This window comes from Streptomyces luteoverticillatus, from assembly GCF_003970715.1.
GTDB lineage: Bacteria > Actinomycetota > Actinomycetes > Streptomycetales > Streptomycetaceae > Streptomyces > Streptomyces abikoensis.
On sequence record NZ_CP034587.1, the window covers coordinates 1,594,051 to 1,611,527 of the forward strand.

Annotated in this window: 15 protein-coding genes; 3 read left to right on the forward strand and 12 right to left on the reverse strand. The window is 73.2% G+C overall.

Translation table 11 applies throughout. The features are described from left to right. The first annotated feature begins 58 nt into the window (after positions 1-58). On the forward strand, positions 59-451 hold the full coding sequence (locus tag EKH77_RS06630; protein ID WP_126913492.1) for a hypothetical protein: 393 nt from the start codon (positions 59-61) through the stop codon (positions 449-451). 80 nt (positions 452-531) lie between these two features. On the opposite strand, the gene EKH77_RS32940 is transcribed toward EKH77_RS06630, so the two are convergent. The 9 genes from EKH77_RS32940 to EKH77_RS06675 all read right to left on the reverse strand — a co-directional run bounded on the left by EKH77_RS32940 (position 532) and on the right by EKH77_RS06675 (position 11,775). Continuing rightward, entirely contained in the window at positions 532-903 is a 372-nt protein-coding gene (locus tag EKH77_RS32940) for a hypothetical protein (protein WP_164737757.1), read from the reverse strand. Between the two features lie 2 nt (positions 904-905). Beyond that, a complete protein-coding gene (locus EKH77_RS06640) occupies positions 906-1,316 on the reverse strand; it encodes a hypothetical protein (RefSeq protein ID WP_240667247.1) in 411 nt (136 codons plus the stop codon). 148 nt (positions 1,317-1,464) lie between these two features. Continuing rightward, a complete protein-coding gene (locus tag EKH77_RS06645; protein ID WP_126913493.1) occupies positions 1,465-1,839 on the reverse strand; it encodes a GntR family transcriptional regulator in 375 nt (124 codons plus the stop codon). A gap of 160 nt (positions 1,840-1,999) precedes the next feature. Further along, on the reverse strand, positions 2,000-3,865 hold the full coding sequence (gene asnB, locus EKH77_RS06650; protein WP_126913494.1) for an asparagine synthase (glutamine-hydrolyzing): 1,866 nt from the start codon (positions 3,863-3,865) through the stop codon (positions 2,000-2,002). Between the two features lie 92 nt (positions 3,866-3,957). Further along, a complete protein-coding gene (locus EKH77_RS06655; protein WP_126913495.1) occupies positions 3,958-5,502 on the reverse strand; it encodes a carboxyl transferase domain-containing protein in 1,545 nt (514 codons plus the stop codon). 4 nt (positions 5,503-5,506) lie between these two features. After that, a complete protein-coding gene (locus tag EKH77_RS06660; RefSeq protein ID WP_126913496.1) occupies positions 5,507-6,028 on the reverse strand; it encodes a DUF402 domain-containing protein in 522 nt (173 codons plus the stop codon). A 93-nt stretch (positions 6,029-6,121) separates the two neighbouring features. Beyond that, a complete protein-coding gene (locus tag EKH77_RS06665) occupies positions 6,122-7,018 on the reverse strand; it encodes an esterase/lipase family protein (protein ID WP_126913497.1) in 897 nt (298 codons plus the stop codon). Positions 7,019-7,204: 186 nt separating this feature from the next. After that, positions 7,205-8,188, reverse strand: a complete 984-nt coding sequence (locus tag EKH77_RS06670) for a DNA polymerase Y family protein (RefSeq protein ID WP_346429049.1) — start codon at positions 8,186-8,188, stop codon at positions 7,205-7,207. A gap of 101 nt (positions 8,189-8,289) precedes the next feature. Beyond that, positions 8,290-11,775, reverse strand: coding sequence for a DNA polymerase III subunit alpha (locus EKH77_RS06675; RefSeq protein ID WP_126913499.1), 3,486 nt, complete (start codon positions 11,773-11,775; stop codon positions 8,290-8,292). A 175-nt stretch (positions 11,776-11,950) separates the two neighbouring features. On the opposite strand from EKH77_RS06675, the gene EKH77_RS06680 reads away from it, so the two are divergent. Both EKH77_RS06680 and EKH77_RS06685 read left to right on the forward strand, forming a co-directional pair. Next, positions 11,951-12,985 (forward strand): DUF3533 domain-containing protein, encoded by a 1,035-nt coding sequence (locus tag EKH77_RS06680; RefSeq protein WP_126913500.1) that lies wholly within the window; start codon positions 11,951-11,953, stop codon positions 12,983-12,985. A gap of 484 nt (positions 12,986-13,469) precedes the next feature. Then, positions 13,470-13,919 carry a subtilase-type protease inhibitor gene (locus tag EKH77_RS06685; protein ID WP_126913501.1) on the forward strand — a complete coding sequence of 150 codons (450 nt, stop codon included), beginning with the start codon at positions 13,470-13,472 and terminating at the stop codon, positions 13,917-13,919. A gap of 109 nt (positions 13,920-14,028) precedes the next feature. Here EKH77_RS06685 and EKH77_RS06690 read toward each other — a convergent pair whose 3' ends face one another. The 3 genes from EKH77_RS06690 to EKH77_RS06700 all read right to left on the reverse strand — a co-directional run bounded on the left by EKH77_RS06690 (position 14,029) and on the right by EKH77_RS06700 (position 17,313). Then, positions 14,029-15,072 (reverse strand): S1 family peptidase, encoded by a 1,044-nt coding sequence (locus tag EKH77_RS06690; RefSeq protein ID WP_126913502.1) that lies wholly within the window; start codon positions 15,070-15,072, stop codon positions 14,029-14,031. Between the two features lie 305 nt (positions 15,073-15,377). Beyond that, positions 15,378-16,232 (reverse strand): slipin family protein, encoded by an 855-nt coding sequence (locus EKH77_RS06695; protein WP_240667703.1) that lies wholly within the window; start codon positions 16,230-16,232, stop codon positions 15,378-15,380. Positions 16,233-16,404: 172 nt separating this feature from the next. Next, the gene (locus EKH77_RS06700; protein WP_126913503.1) at positions 16,405-17,313 is read right to left on the reverse strand and encodes a S1 family peptidase; all 909 of its coding nucleotides are present in this window, start codon (positions 17,311-17,313) and stop codon (positions 16,405-16,407) included. Between the last annotated feature and the right edge of the window lie 164 nt (positions 17,314-17,477).

The following is a 17,477-nucleotide window of genomic DNA, read 5'->3' on the forward strand; positions in this document are numbered from 1 at the left end:
GTCGGTGACAAGTGACTGTGGGGCCCTCGGCGAGGGCCCCACAGGGCTAGGAAGTGACGTGCAAGCTCCCCATGTATCCCTGTCCGCCTGGTGGGGCATAGCCATCGGCGCGACGGTGCTCTTTCTGGTGATCTTCGTTCCGCTGATGCCGACCATGGGCACGCGGATCCGGATGGCCCTCACGCCCGTGGCGATGGCGGCGATCGGCGTGACGTCCGCCAAGGTGAAGGACATCCCGCTGGAAGTACTGCTTCCGATCTATACCGCCTTGGTCCTGGTGTTCGTGCTGGGCTTCGTCGGGCGCTGGTCGGAGCTGCGGACGAAGACCCTCGATCTGTCCCTCCACGGGCAGCGCCCGGAGAACGCGCTGTCCGGCGGCGCGTGGCTCCAGCTGGCGGCGTCCCTGGTCGTCCTGGTGTCGCTCGCGATCTGGTTCGCGGCGAGCGGGTGAACGCGCGAGGCGGCGCGCTTCTTCGGCTTGGCCCGCACCAGCGCTGCTGGTAGCAAGTGGGATTGATCAACCGCCGAGGGTCAGGACCACACAGTGAAGAGCATCAGTCCTCTGAGGATGGCGACCGCCGGTCTGACCGGCCTGTTTCTGGCCGGGGGCGTGGCCTCGCCCGCCATGGCCTGGGGCGACGGGCCGTTCAGCGCCGACGGCGACACGGTCGTCCGCTTCCACGCCGGATTCAGCTGCGAGGGCCGCGCCCGGGCCTGTGTCAACGGGCCCGTCAACAGTGGCAACAGCAGCAACTCGCAGAACGTCCACATCACCGGGAATCCCAGCGACAGCGGCAGCCCCGCGGACAACAGCGGCTCCGTGACCTCCGGCTCCTCCGGCACGGGCGCGGCGGCGGGCAGCTCCAACCACCAGCGGCAGCTCGTGGGGGCGCCGGCCACCATCGCTAGCGGAAGGCCTGCTGGGCGATGTCGTTGCCGCTGTTGCTCTGCGCGCCCTTGACGTCGTTGAGGCTGTTGGTGGAGCCGGCGGCGGTCTCGATGTTCCCGCTGTCCACGGGGTTGCCGTGGTTGATGAAGTTGTTGCTGTTCTCGCTGTTTCCGCTCTGGACGGGACCGTTGACGCAAGGGTGCGGCGACCGGGACACCGGCGAGTTGTAGTGGAAGTCGGCCAGCCTGTTGTTGCAGACCACGCCGGACACCGTCTCGGCGACAGTGCCGAGATCGGCGCCCACCACGGCGGACAGCAGCGAGCCCGGCGTGGTCTGCGTCTGCGCCTCCGCGCTTGTGGCCCCGGTGCCGGACAGCACCAGGCCGCACGCCCCGGCGACGGTCGCCGCCCGCACGATTCCTCTCACGACACTCCTTGCCCGGTCCGCCCGTTGGTCCCGGACGTATCGTGCTGCGGTTGGCCTCCGGCGTCCCGTCGAACCACAGAATGCCGGGGGCTGGCGGGCCATATTCATCCGGATGGCCCACAGCCCGCCGGGGCGGGCCCGCCCGGGCTCAGTCCCCGTACACCGCGCGGAGCGCTTCGGCCGCCGCCGCCAGCGCCGCGTCGTGGTCCAGCCCCAGCCGGTGGGCGCGCTGGGCGAAGGCGACCGCCGCCGCGGCGGCCTCGCGGGCGGCCGTGTCACCGGGGGCGGCGATGAACGTGCCGTTCCGCCCCCGGGTCTCGATGACCCCGTCCGCCTCCAGCGCCCGGTACGCCTTGGCGACCGTGTTCGCCGCCAGCCCCAGCTCCTCGGCGAAGCCGCGGACGGTCGGCAGCTTGTAGCCGACCGGGAGCTCCCCCGCGCGGGCGCGCTCGGCGATGCCGGCCCGGATCTGCTCGTACGGGGGCTCGGCGGCGTCCTGGTCGACGGTCATCTGCAAGGCCACGGTTGGGTCTCCTGGTGAGAACTACGGTGGGTCCATTGTGCGCCAGTCGCTCCGCGGGGAGTGCGGTACGTCATCTGCGGGTGCGTCGTGGCTGGTCGCGCCCGCGCGGCGGAGCCGCATGGTGTCGCAGCCCCGCGCCCCTTCGGGGCACTGCCGAACCTTAGAGGCGCAACTCCGTGCCGTACTCGGTCAGCCACGTGTTGAGGTTGAGGACCACTTCGGTGGCGGTCCGGAACGATTCACCGGCTCGCTCGTCCAGCGACTCGGCGACGGCCGGGGTGTCGAGCAACGGGCGTACGGGCGCGTCCTTGTCGGCCAGGAGACCGCCGAGCGCGGTGCGCAGGGCGTCGGCGTAGCGGGGGTCCTGGGTGCTGGGGTAGGGGCTCTTGACGCGGTCGGCGACGACGTCCGGGAGGAGGTCGCGGGTGGCGGCGCGCAGCAGGGACTTCTCGCGGCCGTCGAAGGTCTTCATGGCCCAGGGGGTGTTGAAGACGTACTCGACGAGCCGGTGGTCGCAGAAGGGGACGCGCACCTCGAGGCCGACGGCCATGCTGGCGCGGTCCTTGCGGTCGAGCAGGAGCTGGACGAAGCGCGTGAGGTGGAGGTAGCTGATCTCGCGCATCCGGCGCTCGAGGCCGCTCTCGCCGGGCAGCCGGGGCACTTCGGCGATGGCCTCCTGGTAGCGCTGCCGCTCGTGGCCGGGCAGGTCGAGCTTGCCGAGGAGGCTCTTGTCGAGGAGCGCGGTCCGGCCGCCGCTGGCGGGTCCGGAGAAGGTGTCGGCGACGCCCGCGGTGAGCCAGGGGAAGGTGTCGGCCTGGACGCACTCGGGGTCGTGGAACCAGCGGTAGCCGCCGAAGACCTCGTCCGCCGACTCTCCCGACAGCGCGACCGTGGACTGTTCGCGGATGGCCTTGAAGAGAAGGTAGAGCGAGACGTCCCCGTCGCCGAAGCCGGCCGTGGGCAGGTCGCGGGCCCGCACGATGGCGTCGCGGTTGGCGCGGTCCATCAGGGCGGCCGTGTCGAGGACGATGTCGCTGTGGTGGGAGCGGACGTGCTCGGCGAGGGCATGGGCGTAGGGGCCGTCGGGGGTGGGGCGGAGCAGGTCGGCCTTGAAGTTCTCGGTGTGGCCGGTGAAGTCCACGGAGAAGGAGCGCACCGGTCCGTGGCCGCCCTCCGTGAGGCCCTTGGCGGCGAGGGCGGTGATGGCGGAGGAGTCGAGCCCGCCGGAGAGCAGGGTGCACAGCGGCACGTCGGCGATGAGCTGGCGGGTGACGATGTCGTCGAGCAGCTCGCGGACGTGGCGGACGGTGATGTCCGTGTCGTCGGTGTGCTCCTTGGCCTCCAGCTGCCAGTAGGGGCGGACGATCAGGCCCTGGCGGCGGACGCGCGCGGTGTGGCCGGGGCGCAGTTCGTACATGCCGTGGTAGCCGGCGTGGCCGGGGGTCTTGGTGAAGGCCAGCATCTCGGCGAGGCCGTCGGCGTCGACGACGGGCCGGACGGCGGGGTGGGCGAGGATGGCCTTGGGCTCGGAACCGAAGAGCACCCCGTCGGGGGTGGGGTGGTAGTAGAGCGGCTTAATGCCCATGCGGTCGCGGACCAGGAGGAGTTCTTCGGTGCGCGGGTCCCATAAGGCGAAGGCGTACATGCCGTTGAGGCGTTCGGTGAAGGCCTCGCCCCATTCGAGGTAGGCGTGGAGGACGACCTCGGTGTCGCTGCTGGTGCGGAATATATGGCCGTGGCTTTCCAACTGAGCGCGCAGTTCGCGGTAGTTGTAGACCTCGCCGCTGTAGGTGAGGGCGAGCAGGGTGCGGCCATCACCCTCCTTGACGAGCATGGGCTGTTTGCCGCCCTCGATGTCGATGACGGCGAGGCGGCGGTGGCCCAGGGCGGCGTGGGTGTCCAGCCAGACGCCGCCGGCGTCGGGGCCGCGGCAGGCCATGGTCCGGGTCATGGCGTCGAGGGTGGCGGAGGCTTGGGGGGTGGTGAGGTCCTGGTCGTAGGAGATCCATCCGGTGATGCCGCACATGTACGGGTACCCCTTTCGCTGGATGCGGGGGTAGTTGTATCCATCAACTATGACGGCCAAACCCCCGCACACGCGCGGCGCGGCAGGGCGTCCTACGAGGCGGTGCCGCCCTGCGCGCCGAGGCGCCGGTAGCGCCCACGTCGCGCCGTACGCCGTTCCCCCTCGTCGCGCGCCGTGAGAGCGGCCATCTCCGCTCCGATCACCCGGCCGAGCGTCACCAGGAAGTCCCCTTCCTCCGCGCCGCCCTCGCCGTCTTCCTCCTCCACGATGCGGTCCACGATCCCGTTCGCCAAGAGGTCGGCGGAGCGCACGCCCTGCCGTCCGGCGATCTCGTACGCCCGGTCCGTGGTGCGGTAGAGGATCGCCGAGGCGCCCTCGGGCGGCAGCGGGGAGAGCCAGGCGTGCCGGGCCGCCACCACCCGGTCCGCCGGCAGCAGGGCGAGGGCCGCGCCGCCGGCCCCCTGGCCCAGCAGCAGGCACAGCGTCGGCGCGGGCAGGTTCACCAGGTCGGCCAGGCAGCGGGCGATCTCGCCGGCGAGCCCGCCCTCCTCCGCCTCGCGGGAGAGCGCGGCCCCGGCGGTGTCCACCACCGTGAGCAACGGAAGGTCCAGTTCCGCCGCGATCCGCATCCCGCGCCGGGCGGCCCGCAGCCCGGCGGGCCCGAGCGCCTGGCCGGCGTTGAGGTCGGGGTGGCTGCCCCGGTCGTGCCCGAGCACGACGCACGGGGTACCGCCGACGCGGGCCAGCGCCAGCAGCAGCCCGGGGTCGCGCTCCCCCGCGCCCGTGCCGCTGAGCAGGGTGACGTCGGTGGCGGCCGCTTTCAGGAACTCCCGTACGCCGGGGCGCCCGGGGCGGCGGGAGGCGCGGATGGACTCCTCGGCGGAGGGCGCGACGGCCGGGGCGGGCGGCTCCGGGACATCGGCTTCCGCTGTGGCGTCCGTGGTCCCGTCCGCGCACAGCACGGACAACGCCCGCGCGGCGACCTCCGCCAGGCTCCCGGCCGGGAGCACCGCGTCCACCAGCCCGTTCGCCAGCAGGTTCTCGGCGACCTGGACGCCCGGCGGGAACTCCTCGCCGTACAGCGCCTCGTGGACGCGCGGGCCCAGGAAGCCGATGAGGGCGCCCGGTTCGGCGGCGGTGAGATGGCCGAGCGAGCCCCAGGAGGCCAGCACGCCGCCGGTCGTGGGGTGCCGCAGATGGACGAGGTAGGGCAGCCCGGCGGCCTTGTGGTCGGTGATCGCGGCGGCGACCTTCACCATCTGGAGGAAGGCGATCGTGCCCTCCTGCATCCGGGTGCCGCCCGAGGCCGGCGCCGCCAGCAACGGCAGCCCCTCCTCCGTCGCCCGCTCCACGGCCCGGACCAGCCGCTCCCCCGCGTCCACGCCGATCGACCCGCCCAGGAAGCGGAACTCGCAGGCCACCAGCGCCACTCGGCGCCCCCGCACCAGCCCCTCGCCGGTGATGACGGACTCGTCGAGCCCGGTCCGCTCCCGCGCGGCCAGGAGGTCGGCGCGGTAGTCGGCGTCCCGCGTGGTCAGCGGGACGGGCCGGTCCCAACTGCGCCAGCTGCCGGGGTCGACGACGGCCAGGATGAGGTCGAGGGCGGGGACGGGGGCGGGTCTGCTGTGCTCGGTCATGGCCTCACCCTGCCACGACACCGCCCAGCAGGTCTGTGAGCGAGCCCGCGCGGGCCAGCTCCTCCAGCTCGTCGAGCGCCGCCCGCGCGGCGTCGGCGGCGGCCGGGTCACGGCCGTCGAGGCCGCTCGCGGCGAACTCGTCCTCGTCCAGCCTCAGAACGGCCGAGCCGTCCGCCGCGACCCACAGGTCGAGGTCCAGGTCCTCGACGACCGGGCCCTCCGGCCCGGTGACGGCGGGCCGGGTGACGTCGCAGTACCAGCCCTTGAGCGACCCGCCCGCGTCGCGCACCTCCTTGACGGCGTACCAGCGGTCGCGCCAGTAGTGCTCGGTGAACACATCGCCCGCCTCGAAGCGCACGAACCCGAAGTCCCGGTCCCCCGCCCCCGCCCAGGCCGCCCGGACGACGACGCGCGTGCCGTCCTCGTATACGACGGTGGCGGGGTAACGCACCTTCGTCCGGCCCGCCTTCACCAGGGCGACGGTCACCTCGCCGCCCACCGTGTACGTCTCGCTCACAGCATCCACCCGCTTCACGTCCGTCCAGCTTGCCCGTTCGGCCGCAGCCTCTCCCAGGACGGGACGTGAAGCGAGCGAATAATCCCGGTCGGCCGATCCCGGTCAGCTCACCATCGACGCGCAGGTGGCCGGGGTGGCGTGCTCGGGGTCGAGGGCGTTGGCGGCCTCGTGGAAGGCGACGCGGTCGATGGTGCCGAGCGTCAGGTGCATGGAGATGTCGACCGGGCAGAGGTCCTGCACCAGCACGTTGCGCACATTGGGACCGTCGAGGAACCCGGACCGGTAGGGGGTGACGACCTCGTCGTAGCGGGTCGCGATGACGGTGTAGCGGACGCCGGGGACGGTGTCGCCGCCCTCGTTGAGCTTCTTCATGAAGTCCGAGCCGGCGACCTGGTCGGTCAGGCCCGCGGCGGTGCCGCTGATGACCTTCCGGGCGCCGGGGACGACGTCCAGGAGCTTGGCGATCCCGGAGAGGGTGGTGCCGTGGTTGTTGGGCGCGATGCCGACGAGGGCGTTCACCTTGGGGGCGCCGCCCAGGAACTTCAGGTAGTAGCGGGGCAGCATGCCGCCCTGCGAGTGGCCGACGATGTCCACCTTGGCCGCACCGGTGACCGCCAGCACCTTGTCCACGTACTGCGCCAGCTCACCGGCGGACTTCTCGGCCGGGCCGAGGCCGTACATGCCGGGGACGCCGATCTTGCCGTAGTCGAAGGAGAAGACGCAGTAGCCGCGCGCGGTCAGGTAGGGCGCGAAGGACCACCAGTTGTTGGTGCCGTTCTCCAGGGTGCCGTGGACGAGGACGACGGGGCGGGGGTGGGCGGCGGAGGGCCTGCACGAGTCGTCGTTCCAGCCGCTGCTGACGGTGCCGGTGCTGCCGACGGCGGACGACGAGGCCGTGGCGGCGGACGCGGTGGTGGGCATCGCGACCGCCGCCACGGCCAGGCCGAGCGCGGGCAGCAGGGATCTGACGGCTCTCCAGACGCTGCGACGCTGCTTCATCTGAACTCCTCGCGGGTGGGGGGTGGGTGGGTACGCCGAACAGCGCCGGCAACAGCTGTTACGGGCGCGTGAAAAAGTCGTTAACTTACTTGCGGGTAGATTGCGGGGGATCTTTGCTTGCGTCAAGCAAAATCACAAAGATCGCCATGACTTGCCCAAGTCGCGCCATGTCGCCATGCCGCGCCATCACGCCACGTCGTCATGCCGGTCCAGGGCCGCGGCGGGGCCCACCACCCCCGGGCCGAAGCGCGCCCGCGCCCGGTCGATCACGGCCTCGACGCGCCGCGCCTTCTCGTCGGCGGGGTCGAACGACAGCTGGTGCGCGGCGGCGCCCCCGTCGCGCAGCCGCTCCGCGCGCAGCGTCACGGCCCGCACCCTGGCCCGCTGCAGGGCGAGCGCTGCGTGCAGCGCGTACGCCGCGGCGATCAGGTCGGGCGAGTGCGCGGTCGGTTCGGCGAAGGACTTGGCGCGGGTGCTCGACGAGCCGTCCGCGTAGCGGACGGTGAGCTTCAGCCCCTGGGCGACCTGGCCGCTCCCCCGCAGCCGGGCCCCCAGCCCGTCGGCGAGCGCGAGCAGCGCGCGGCGCCGGTGGTCGGGGTCCAGCTCGTCGGTGGCGAAGCGGTGCTCCGCCCCCATCGACCGCGCCCGGGCGTCCGGGGTGACGGGCGTCGGGTCGATGCCCCGCGCCCGCTCGTGGACCCGCCGCCCGGCGGCCGCGCCGAGGATCCGCTCCAGGGTGTGGAGCGGCGCCTCCGCGACCCGGCCGACGCTGTCGAGCCCGTACGCGCAGAGCGCACGGGCGGTGGCGGGCCCCACGCCGGGCAGCGCGGCGACCGGCTTGCGGGCCATGAAGCCTGCGACGGCGTCCGGGCCGTCGGGGAGGGTACGGACGGCGCCGGGCGGGCCGTCGCGGGCGACCATCCTCGCGAGGGTGGGGTTGTTCGCGATGCCGATGGTGCAGTCGGCGCCGTAGCGCGCGAGCGCGCGGACGCGCAGCAGGGTGGCGAGCTCGGCCGGGTCGTGCCCGAAGTAGCGCACGGCGCCGCGCACTTCCGCGAGCGCGGCGTCGGGAGGCAGGGCCTCCACGACGGGCGTCACCTCGGCGAGCAGCGCGAGCAGACCGTCGTACGCCTCCTCGCCGAGGGCGCCTTCGGGTGCGTGGAAGTGCACGTACAGGACGGTCGTCCGCACACCCGGTTGTGGGCAATCGTTCCGCAGGGCGGAACGGGTGGGCACAACCCTGCCACCGGCCCGCACCACCCCTCGCACACTCATCCCGCACTCCCCGAACTCGCGTGCCACAGCTTCCGCCCCGTCGGGGCGCCCTCACCCGCCGGTTGCAGATCCGCCCACGGATGCATCGCATAGCCGTTGGACAGCCGGATGCGCCGGCCAACAGGCCCTCCCGGCGCGGCCGGCGCTGCCAGAACGGTGGCCACCGCCCCCAGCCCGCCCTCCGCGCGGAGCGCCGCCAGCTCCCCCAGATCCCACGCCGCCGCCCCCACCACACTCAGGCTGCGCGGCCCCCGCCGCTGGACCACGCCGCGGACGAGCAGCAACCAGGAGTGGAAGACGACGTGCGCGCACGCGGCGTGGCTGTCGTCGAAGAAGGCGCAGTCCACCAGGCCCGTGCCGTCGTCGAGGGTGGTGAAGATGACCCGTCGCCCCGACCGCACCGGAGGTGTCTGCGTGGCGGCCTTGGCGCCCGCCACCAGAACGGTCTCGCCGTGGCGGGCGTCGCGCAGCCGCCGGGCCGGGATGGCGCCCAGCTCGGTCAGGAAGGCACGGTGATCGGTCATCAGGTGGCGGGAGGCGTCCATGCCGAGGACGGACAGCTCGGCGCCGAGCCGTTCGGCCGCGTCCAGGTCGGGCAGGCCGGCGGGCTCGGTGCGGGCGCTGTCGATCAGCGTGGGCTGGGCGGCGGACACCCGCCGCCCGCCGCGGTGGAGTTCGGCGATGTGCAGCAGCAGGTCCCGGCGGTTGGCGCCGAAGGCGTCCAGCGCCCCGACCCGGGCCAGCCGTTCGGTCACGGGCCGCCCCGGACGGGCGCGCTGCCAGAGGTCCTGGAGCGAGGTGTACGGGCGCCCGGCGACGATCCGGCGCGCCTCGGCCTCGCTGATGCCCTGCACTTCGGAGAGCGCGAGCCGCACCCCCAGCACGCCATCACCGGAGACGCCATCGGACACCAGTTCGATCGAATAGGCCGTTCCCGAGCGGTTCACATCCAGCGGCAGGATCGGCACCCCGCGCCGCCGCGCGTCGGCGAGCAGCAGCCGCTTGGGGTACATCCCCGGGTCGTGGGTGAGCAGCCCGGCGTAGAAGGCCGCCGGGTGGTGGGCCTTGAGCCAGGCCGACTGGTACGTCGGCACGGCGAACGCCACGGCGTGCGCCTTGCAGAAGCCGTAGCTGCCGAACGCCTCGACGATCTCCCAGGTGCGGCGGACGGCGTCCGGCGCGTACCCGCGCGCTTCCGCCGCCGAGGCGAACCAGTCCCGTACGCGGCCGACCCGCGCCGGATCGGAGAGCGCGCGGCGCGTCTCGTCGGCACAGCCCCGGTCGCAACCGGTCATGATCCGCAGGATTTCGATGATCTGCTCGTGGAAGACGACCACGCCATGGGTTTCGGCCAGCGCCTCCTTCAGGTCGGGGTGGGGGTAGCGCGCGGGGGCGCGGCCGTGGCGGGCCTCGATGAAGGGCCGGACCATGTCGGCGGCGACCGGGCCGGGCCGGAAGAGCGAGATGTCGACGACGAGGTCGTGGAAGGTCGAGGGCTGCAGCCGTCCGATCAGGTCCCGCTGTCCCGGCGACTCGATCTGGAAGCAGCCGAGGGTCTCGGTGGAGCGGATCAGCGCGTACGTCCGCCGGTCGCCGGGCGGCACCTGCGCGGGGTCGTCGAGGTCGATCCGGCGCCCGGTGGCCCGTTCGAGCTCCCCGACGGCGTGCGCCATGGCGGACTGCATCCGCACGCCCAGCACATCGAGCTTGAGCAGACCGAGGTCCTCCACGTCGTCCTTGTCGAACTGCGACATCGCGAACCCCTCGCCGCTGGTGGGCACGACGGGGGTGCGGGCGCGCAGCGTGGCGTCCGAGAGCAGCACCCCGCACGGGTGCATGGCGACCCCGCGCGGCAGCGCGTCCAGCGCCTCGACCAGCTCCCACAGCCGGGTGTTGCCGGGCCCGAGGGGCCCGGCGGCGATCTCGCGCAGCTCGGGCAACTCGGCGAGCGCGGCGCGAGCGTCGCGGGCGCGGATGTGGGGGAAGGACTTGGCGAGCCGGTCCACGACGTCCGGTGCCATGCCGAGGGCGGCGCCCACGTCCCGTACGGCGTGGCGGATCCGGTAGGTCTCGGGCATGGCGACGGTGGCGACGCGCTCCGCGCCGAAGCGGTCGAAGATCGCGCGGTAGACGTCCAGGCGTCGGGCGGACTCGACGTCGATGTCGATGTCGGGGAGCGCGGTCCGCCGCGTGGACAGGAAGCGCTCCATCAGCAGGCCGTGTTCGACGGGGTCGGCGTGGGCGATGCCGAGCAGGTGGTTGACGAGGGAGCCCGCGCCGGAGCCCCGTGCCGTGACCCGGATGCCGAGGGCGCGGGTGTCGTCGACGACCTGGGCGACGGTGAGGAAGTAGGAGGCGAGGCCGCGCTGTTCGACGATGCGCAGCTCGTCGTCCAGCCGGTCCCAGTAGCGGCGGTCGCGGTCGCGGTCGCGCCGCACCAGGGCGGCGGCGCAGCGGGAGCGCAGCACGCGGGCGGAGGTGCGGGGGCCGGTGCCGACGAGGTGGGGCTCGGGGAAGTGGACGGAGCCCAGGCCCAGGTGGTCCTGGGGGTCGACGAGGCACTCGGCCGCGGTGTCCTCGGTGGTGGCGAGCAGCCGGTGGGCGCCGGCCCGGCCGAGGCCGGCGGCCTCCGCGATCCGCGCGGCGGCGGCCGTCATGGCGGCCGGGTCCTTGAGCCAGCGTTCGCCGCTGTCGAGGGCCTCGGGACGGCGGCCTGTGGGCACCAGCCGGCGGGCGGCGTCGAGGACGTCGGCGACGGGCCCCTGGCCGGGGTCGGCGTAGCGGACGGCGTTGCTGAGGACGGCGCGCACGCCCTGGTCGGCGGCGAAGCCGACGGTACGGGCGGCGAGCCGCAGCGAGCCGGGTCCGGTGCCGGTGCGGCCGTGCCAGACGGCCTCCAGCCGCAGCCCGTCACCGAACATTTCGCGCCAGGGCCGCAGCAGTCGTGCGGCGCGGTCGGGGCGTCCGGCGGCGAGCGCGCGGCCGGTCTCCGAGTCCGGTCCGAGCAGGACGGTCAGCGGGGCGCGGATGCCGGTGGCGGCGCGGGCCAGCTCCTCCCGGGGCACCTCGGGCCGCTCGGCGCCGCTGACGTGGGCGGCGGAGACCAGCCCGCACAGCGCGGCCCAGGCGGGCGCGCCGTCGCGGGCGAGGAAGACCGCGCGGGGCGCGGACTCGTCGACGAAGGCGCCGCCGCGGGCGGGGGCGCGGTGCCGCACGGTGGGGCCGTCGGCGGGGAGCGGTCCGGAGACGGCCAGGTCCACGCCGAACAGCGGGCGTACGCCCGCCCCGGCCGCGGCCTTGGCGAACCGGACCGCGCCGGCGAGGCTGTCGCGGTCGGTGAGGGCGAGGGCGTCCATGCCGCGCTCGGCGGCCCGCTCGGCCAGCCGCTCGGGGTGTGCGGCCCCGTAGCGCGCCGAGAAGCCGGACGCGACGCGCAGGTGTGTGAACCCGGATCCAGGGGTCGCCCGGAATGCCGCCGCCATCGCACCTCCTGCCGCTCGCGTCACCCTCCCCTTGGCCGATTCTTTTCGCCCCTCCCGTCTCCACCATAAACCACTACTCGAACGTTCGTGCGAACACGAGTGCGAACGCGCACTCTCGTCACCCGCCCGGACCGCACCGACTGCGCCCGCCGCCCGGACCCCGCAGGCTCGGGGCATGGTCAGCACACCCGGCGGCGGCGCCCGCTTCGTCCAGGAGGTCCGGGACGCCGTGACGGGCCGGGCGGCAGTCCTGGTGATCGGCGTGCTGGTGCTCCAGCTCGCCTTCGTCGCCTCTTACGTCGGCGCCTTTCACAGCCCGAAGCCCAAGGACATCGTGATCGGCGTGGTCGCGCCCGGGCCGCTCGGCGACCAGCTGGTGAAGAAGCTCGACGCGCTGCCCGGTCACCCCCTGGACCCGCGCACGGTCCCCGACGAGGCGCGGGCCCGCGAGGAGATCGGCGCCCGGGACCTGGACGCGGCGCTGGTCGTCCACCCGCGCGGCACCACCGACACCCTGCTCGTCGCCGGTGGCGCGGGCGCCTCGCTCGCGCAGGCCGCCGAGGCGGTCATGACCCGCGCCGAACGGGCCGAGGGGCGCGCCCTGCGGGTCGTCGACACCGCGCCGGCCGCCGCCGGCGACGCCCGTGGCCTCAGCGCGTTCTACCTGGTGGTGGGCTGGTGCGTGGGCGGCTATCTGTGCGCCGCGATCCTCGCCATCAGCGCGGGCGCCCGCCCCGCGAACGTCCACCGGGCCGTCATCCGGCTGGCCGCGCTCGCCGTCTACGCGCTGACGGCGGGCCTGCTCGGCACGGTGATCGCGGGCCCGGTCCTGGGCGCGCTGCCGGGCGGGATCCTCGGCCTGTGGGGACTGGGCGCGCTGGTCGTCTTCGCCGTCGGTTCCCTGACGCTGGCCCTCCAGGGGCTGGCGGGCGTCGTCGGCATCGGGCTGGCGATCGCGATCGTCGTGGTCCTGGGCAACCCCAGCGCGGGCGGCGCCTACCCCTACCCCCTGCTGCCGCCCTTCTGGCGGGCCATCGGCCCGGCCCTCCCCCCGGGCGCGGGCACCTGGTCGGCCCGCTCCATCGCCTACTTCCGGGGCAACGCGCTCACCGGCCCACTGCTGGTGCTCTCCGCGTGGGCCGTGGCGGGCACGGCGGCCACGCTGCTCTCCGCGACGTTCCGGCGCGGGCATGAGATCCCCACCGACTGACGGCCGTCACGGCCCCCGCCGGACGACAGACCGAACGGTCGGTCTGAGTGGTCTTCGGCCATTGCTGCGACGCTCCGGACTCGGTGTGGCGGCCGCGCGGTCACGGGGCGAGCCCCTTTTCGGCCGGGCGGTGAGGGCCGCCCGAGGCGAGCCGGGGATCATTGGATTCTTCGGCTCAGTGGGTCACGGACAACAATTCCAAAGGTCGTCTTGGTGTTCCATCGATGAAAACAAGGCATCCTCGCTGGTCAATGTTGCTGAAACATTAAATCCCTCCATATCCCGCCGATCCGGACTCGCTTCTTCACCCGGCACTCCCGTGGCGCCGCCGAGGAGGGCCTCCCCGCATGAGATCCGGCCATCACACTCCACTACACAGCGCTTTCGGACGACGACCGAAAGTGCTCGCCCAGGGTGCGTTCATGCACGAGTTGGGCCAGACTGCCGTCCGTTATCTGCACCGACGAACAAGGGAGTGTTCGGAATGCGGTACATCACTGGGGGGATCGCGCTGGGAGCCGCGCTCGCGCTGGGCAGCCTGGCGGGAGCGGGAACGACGGCGACCGCCTCGCCCTCGCCGATACCCGCGGCGCAGACGCAGAGTCTGTACGCGCCCTCAGCGCTCGTACTCACCATCGGCCAGGGCGACTCGGCGGCGACCGCGGGCGTTCAGCGCGCGGTGACGCTCACCTGTACGCCGAAGGCCGCGGGCAGCCACCCGAACACGAGCGGCGCCTGCGCCCAGCTGCGCCTGAGCAACGGCGACTTCGACAAGCTCGTCAAGATCAAGGACGGCACCATGTGCACGCGGGAGTGGAACCCCTCCACCGTCACCGCCGAAGGCGTCTGGGAAGGCCGCAGGGTCAGCTTCGAGCACACGTTCGCCAACCCGTGCGAAATGAAGGCGGGCAAGGGCACGGTCTTCGAGTTCTGAGCCCGAGCCGGAAAATCCGGCCCCGGCTCCGACCGGAGCGCGCCCTCGCGCGAAAAGCGGCCCCCGGACACCGTGGAGGTGTGTCCGGGGGCCGCGGTCCGTGGCGGGGTCAGCCGATGGCCGCCCCGGTGGCCGCCAGCGCCCCCGGCACCGGCTGGTAGTACGTCTTCGCACCCGGGGCCTTGCAGTCCCCGCTGCCGCCCGAGGTCAGGCCGATCGCCGCGTCGCCGTCGAACAGGGGGCCGCCGCTGTCGCCGGGCTCGGCGCACACCGTCGTCTCGATCAGCCCGGTGACCTGGCCCTCCTGGTAGTTGACGGTCGCGTCGACGCCGGTGACCCGCCCGCCGCGCACCCCGGTGGTGGAGCCGCTGCGCCGCACGGACTCGCCGTTGTAGGCGGGTGCGGCATGGGTGATGGGCTGGGCCTGGCGGCCGTTGAGGGTCACCGCGCTGGGGTGCTCGACGCCGGGCATGTATTTCGCGAGGGAGTAGTCGTGGCCGGGGAAGACGGAGGTCTGGGTGGTGGCGACCACCGGCCCGCCCTTCTCCGCCGACCAGTTCGCCACGACGTTGCCGCAATGCCCGGCGGTCAGCAGATACGGCTGTCCGTCCTTGACGACGTTGAAGCCCAGCGAACAGCGGGCGGAGCCACCCCGGATCGCGTCGCCGCCGGCGATCATCCGGGTGAGCCGGGTGCCGATTCTCCGCACGGTCACGGTGTCGCCGAGTTTCGAGGTGACCTCGTTCAGCCGGGCCAGCCGCTCCCCCTTGACCGTGCTGTCGGCGGTCACGACGACCCGGTCGACTCTGGGATCCGTCACCCACGCGGTACCGGGGATCGCCGCCCGGTCGTCCAGCACCCGCCGGGTCGCGTCCAGCCGCGCCTGGGAGAACCGGGCCTGCCTGGGCAGCGCGCCCGCCGCCCGGACGATCTCCTCGGCGTCCCGCCCGAGCACGTTGACCACGAGCCGCCCGGTCTCCTCGTCGTAGTACGACCCCGCGGCCGTCAGCGCGGTGAGCCCCGCGAGGGCGGCGGTGGGGACGAGCGGCCCCGGCGAGGCCTGGGCCTGCTGCGGGACGAGCGTCATCACGGCGAGGGCGGCGGCCGCCGCGACGGCCGGCACGGCGCGCACGGACACCCGACGGATCTTCAACTCGGCACCTCCAGTGGGGGGTTGAGCCCAGGGTCGGGATGCGGCACCCGGGCCCGGAGGACGAACGACACAGCCGCACCCCCGAGAGAGGAGGTCGCGTCCATGCCAAGTTGGTCCGTCGAGTGTCCCGATCGGGCGAGGGAGTGCACAAGGGCGAATTTCAGAAGCGCGCATTTCCATGCGCGCGCCCCCCAGTAAGCCCGTCCGGCGTTTGAGGACCGGGGGTCCGGGGGCGGAGCCCCTGGGACTGGGGGCACCTCCCAGCGGTAGCTGGGGGAGAAAGGGCGGGACCGGGGCCAGCACCCCTACGCGTGTCCGATACCGGCCTCCCCGTCACCGGTATCCGGACCAGCATCCTCCTCCGGCGCATCCGAAGCTTCCGGAGCCTCCGGCTCCGCAGGCGCCCCCGCCCGTTCCAGGAACCGCAGCAGCTCCACCGGGAACGGCAGCACGAGCGTCGAGTTCTTCTCCGCCGCCACCGCCACGATCGTCTGGAGCAACCGGAGTTGCAGCGCGGCGGGCTGCGCGGCCATCGTCCCCGCCGCCTCCGCGAGCTTCTTCGACGCCAGCAGCTCCGCGTCCGCGTTGATCACCCGGGCCCGGCGCTCGCGCTCGGCCTCCGCCTGGCGCGACATCGAGCGCTTCATCGTCTCCGGCAGCGAGACGTCCTTGATCTCGACCCGGTCGATCTGCACGCCCCAGCCGATGGCCGGGCTGTCGAGCATCAGCTCCAGCCCCTGGTTGAGCTTCTCCCGGTTGGAGAGCAGATCGTCCAGGTCGCTCTTGCCGATGATCGAGCGCAGCGAGGTCTGGGCCATCTGCGAGACGGCGAAGCGGTAGTCCTCGACCGCGATCACGGCCTCGGCGGGGTTGACGACCTTGAAGTAGACGACCGCGTCCACCCGGACGGTGACGTTGTCGCGGGTGATGCCCTCCTGGGCCGGGACGGGCATCGTGACGATCTGCATGTTCACCTTGCGCAGCCGGTCGACGCCCGGAACGATCATGGTGTATCCCGGCTGCCGGACGTTCGGCAGCAGCCGGCCCAGCCGGAGCACCACACCGCGCTCGTACTGCTTGACCACCCGGGACGACGCGGCCAGGTACACCGCCCCGGCCGACCCGGCGGCCACCGCCGCCGCCACGAGGTCTTCGAGCATCATGACCCCCTGCCGTTACCGTCGGGTGATACATCTCCACGGTATGCCCGCGCCCGGGTGTGGTCGAGCCCCCGGCCCAGGGGCCGGGGGCTCGTGTGCTGCCGGCCGCAGGCGTGGGGAAGGGCGGAGCGCGCTCGCGGTCAGGCGTCTGGAGGAGTGCCGGGCGGGTGGGTCAGAAGACGCTCACCCCATAGGCGCCGAGCGCCTGGGTGACCGGCTGGAAGAAGGTCGTGCCGCCGGAGGAGCAGTTGCCGCTGCCGCCGGAGGTGAGGCCGAGGGCGGTGGAGCCGGCGAAGAGCGCGCCGCCGCTGTCGCCCGGCTCGGCGCAGACGTTGGTCTTGATCAGGCCGCGGACGACCTGGCCGTTGCCGTAGTTGACCGTGGCGTTCAGGCCGGTGACGGTGCCGCCGTGGACCCCGGTCGTGGAGCCGCTGCGCTGGACGCGCTGGCCGACGGTGGCGTTGCCGGCGGTGGTGATGCGCTGCGATCCGCCGTTGTAGAGGTCGACCGCGCTGGGGTGCGGGATCGAGCCGTTGGCGTACTGGACGATGCCGTAGTCGTTGCCCGGGAAGCTGGTGCCGGTGGTGGGGCCGATGCTCGTGGTGTGGCTGGAGTTGGCGTAGTACTGCGGCTTGCCCTGGGTGCAGTGGCCGGCGGTCAGGAAGTAGTAGGTGTTGCCCTTGCGCACGTTGAAGCCGACCGAGCAGCGCCAGGTGGGCGCGTAGATCGCGTCGCCGCCGGCGAGCAGCTTCCGGAAGGTGCCGGGGGTGCGCTCGACGCGTATCGCGTCGGCGTCGTCCCCGGCCGAGCGTCTGATGCTCGCGATGGCCTCGTCGGAGACGGTGGAGTCGGCGGTGACCACGACGGATCCGGCGGCCCGGTCGACGACCCAGGCGGTGCCGGGGACGTCGGCGGACTCCACGGCCGTGCTCAGCGAGGCCAGCCGGGCGGCGGACAAGGCGGACGAGGTGGCCGACGCGCCGGGCTCGGCCCGGGCGACGCCGGTGACGAGGGCGGAGGCGGCCAGAAGGCTGGTCGTCACGGCCAGGAGCCTGCGGGGGGTGGTGCGCTTGATCCTCACGTTCTTCCTCCCGAGGGGGGTCGGGGATCCACGTGGTGGGCGCGGACCCGTGAGGCGCAGCCAAAAAGGCACACCGGATTCCACTTTCGCCGTGCCCCTGACAAGCGCTGTTCGGGAGTATTCGGGCCATCGGCGGCATGGCGCAAGGGCTCCTTTCGGACGCG